The 2,582-nt window shown below is 74.2% G+C and carries 5 protein-coding genes; all 5 read right to left on the bottom strand.

The window, feature by feature from the left end; all coding sequences use genetic code 11:
• Window positions 1-218: 218 nt before the first annotated feature.
• Window positions 219-1,124 (bottom strand): hypothetical protein, encoded by a 906-nt coding sequence (locus ABD327_RS25815; protein ID WP_344453600.1) that lies wholly within the window; start codon window positions 1,122-1,124, stop codon window positions 219-221.
• Entirely contained in the window at window positions 1,121-1,405 is a 285-nt protein-coding gene (locus ABD327_RS25810) for a hypothetical protein (protein WP_344453598.1), read from the bottom strand. Before ABD327_RS25810 ends, ABD327_RS25815 begins: the two co-directional genes overlap by 4 nt.
• On the bottom strand, window positions 1,402-1,716 hold the full coding sequence (locus tag ABD327_RS25805) for a hypothetical protein (protein WP_344248299.1): 315 nt from the start codon (window positions 1,714-1,716) through the stop codon (window positions 1,402-1,404). Before ABD327_RS25805 ends, ABD327_RS25810 begins: the two co-directional genes overlap by 4 nt.
• Complete coding sequence (locus tag ABD327_RS25800) at window positions 1,713-2,054, bottom strand: hypothetical protein (RefSeq protein WP_344453596.1); 342 nt, start codon at window positions 2,052-2,054, stop codon at window positions 1,713-1,715. Before ABD327_RS25800 ends, ABD327_RS25805 begins: the two co-directional genes overlap by 4 nt.
• On the bottom strand, window positions 2,051-2,582 hold a 532-nt coding region (locus tag ABD327_RS25795), incomplete at its 5' end, for a hypothetical protein (RefSeq protein ID WP_344453594.1). The genes ABD327_RS25800 and ABD327_RS25795, both read right to left, overlap by 4 nt.

Genomic DNA, 2,582 nt, shown 5'->3' with positions numbered 1-2,582 from the left:
GCGGCACCAGGATGAGGGCGGCGTTGCCGGTGCCGACCTGGGCGGCGTAGCCGTTGACGCGGCCCTTGGCGATGTTGAAGGTGATGTCTGCCACGGATGACCTCCGGGAATGCGAAAGGCCCGCGAGCGGGGCTCAGCGGGCCTTTGAGGGGTTTTCGGGCACAGGTCGTCTGTGCGGGATCAGCCTGACATGCCGTTGATCAGGCCGCAACCTGGACTCATACCTTCACCTTTGCCGTTCTTTTGGCGGTGCGCTCGGCCTGGCGGGTCAGCATCGTGATGTGCAGGTCCATGACGTCGCGGATGAGGTACAGGGGTCGCCCCTTCACGTCGTGGCCGTGCGGGATGAGCAGGTCGCGCTCGGCCCATTTCCAGATCCGCTCGGGGGTGATCGGGACGGCCAGCAGGGTGATGACGTGGGCGGCCTGGGTGGCGGTGGTCAGGCGGTCGGCGATGGAGGCCAGCAGCCATTCGCGGCGCTCGCGCACGTCGTGGGCGGTCTCGCAGTGCGGGCAGGTGACGGCGGCGGCGCCGGGCTGGACGTACATGGGTGTGCCGCAGTCGCACGGTCCGGCGTACCAGCGGGTGGGTGCGCGGTCCACGATGTGCTCGGCGGTGCGGCGGGCGTTGTAGACCTGGGTGACGGCGGCCGCGGCGTCGGGTCGGCGCAGCAGGTGGTGGTGGCGTTCGGCCAGCCAGGCGGCCAGGACGGGGGCGCTGGCGCGGCGGGTGCCGTCCCCGGCGGGCGAGGCCTGGTCGAGTTCGGGCGGGGCGGCCGCGGCGTTGCGCGCGGTGATGCGGGCGCAGGAGTGATGCCGGCAGCGTGCGCAGACGGGTCCGGGGACGGGGACCAGGCCGTGGCGCAGGGCGCGGGCCCAGCCGTCCAGGAGGGTGTGCAGGTCGGCCAGGGCGGTGCTGGCGCGCAGGTCGACCGGGAGGCCTTGGGGGGCGGCGCGGTGGCCTTGTCCGGTGCGGCCCTGGCGGGCCAGGGTGGTCTCCAGCTCGCGGGCGAGGTCGGCCAGGGCCGACAGGTCGGCGCCCAGGTCGGCGCCGCAGCCGCGGCAGACGTGGGCGTCGCGGGGGCGGGGCCGGCCGCAGGAGGGGACCGGGCACACATCGCTCACGCGGCGGTGTCTCCCTGGCCGGGAATCACGCCGTCCTGGGGCGGGGCGCCGTACGCCCAGGTGTGCAGGGCGGCGTAGGCCTTCTCCATGCGTTGGGCGCGCTGCAGCAGCTGCAGGTTCTCGGCGGTCTTCTCGCGCAGGTGCTGCTGCAGGCGCTCGCGGTCGGTGCGGGCGGCGTCGCGCTGGGCCAGGACCTCCTTGGGCCAGGCGCCGATGACGAGCCCGACCATGAGCAGGGCGACGGCGATGAAGGCCACGGCGAAGAAGTTGACCTCGATCACAGCGCCTCCCGCACCGCGGTGCTGACGTGGCGCATCAGGTCCTCCAGCGCGATGCGGCCGGCGGCGTCGCGGGGTGCGTCCATGTAGGCGATGACGGCGGCGTCCACGACGTGCTCGTCGACGGGCCCGCGGGGAGGATCGGAACGGGTTTTGGCGGTAGCGGGGGCGGCGGCGTCCAGGGCGGCCAGGACGCGGCGGGCGTCGGTGCCGTAGGTGCCGGGGCCGGGCTGGGCGGCGCTGGCGCGCAGGGCGGCGGCGACGACCGTCACGCGGGGGTCGTCGGCGGCGGCCAGCGGCATGGGGGCGCTCACCGGGCGTCCCGGTCGCCGAAGAAGTCGTACAGGTGGTCGAGCACGCGCTGCAGGCCTTCGTCCAGGACGGCGACGGCCGCGGCCACCGGGGAGTCGCGGCGCTGGGTGGGGCGCAGGTTCCAGTAGCCGCGCTTGTTCATGATGCGGGCGGCCGCCATCGGGTCGCGGCGCTTGGTCAGGCGGGCCAGGCGGGCCAGCGCCAGGTCGTCGCCGAGCGGGCCGCGGGTCCGGGCGGCGTAGCGGGCGACGGTGGCCTCGGCGTCCGCGCGCTGGGCGGCGGTCGGCAGGGTGGAGCCGTCGCTGTGGAAGCCGTTGATGATGACGTGGGGCTCGGTCATGGGGTCCTGCCTGTCCAGTCGTAGTAGGCGGCGCCCAGCTCCTCGATGAGGTCGGCCAGGGTCTGGGTGGTGACGGTGAGGGTGGCCGGGTCGACGCCGCCGCGCTCCAGGACCAGGCGCCGGTACTCGGCGTCGGGGGTGAGTTCGACGTGGATGGAGCGCAGGTCGTCGCTGGGCGCGATGTAGGCGGCCAGGGCCTGGAGCATGTGCGGGGTCAGGCGGACCTTGAACAGGGTCGCCACCGCGTGGGCGACGACGGCGTGGTGGGGGATGAGTCCGGCGTGCAGGGGCTCGTGGTGGGCGTGCTCGGTGCGGGTGAGGGTCCAGCCGCTGGTGCCCGACCAGTGCAGGAAGGGCGGTTCGGGGGCGTCCAGGCAGGCCGCCGACAGCTGCAGGCGGGCGCTGTAGCGGCCGTAGGTGATGGAGGTCGTGGTGATGTTGAGGTCGGCCAGCGCCGAGCGGACGGCGCGGATGTAGGCGGCCTGCAGGTGGAGGTCGTCGGTCACGGGTGCCCTCCGGGGGTTGGGG

Source organism: Actinocorallia aurantiaca, assembly GCF_039533685.1.
GTDB lineage: Bacteria > Actinomycetota > Actinomycetes > Streptosporangiales > Streptosporangiaceae > Actinocorallia > Actinocorallia aurantiaca.
The sequence above is the reverse complement of the archived record's forward strand: the minus strand, read 5'-3'. Positions and strand labels throughout refer to the sequence as shown.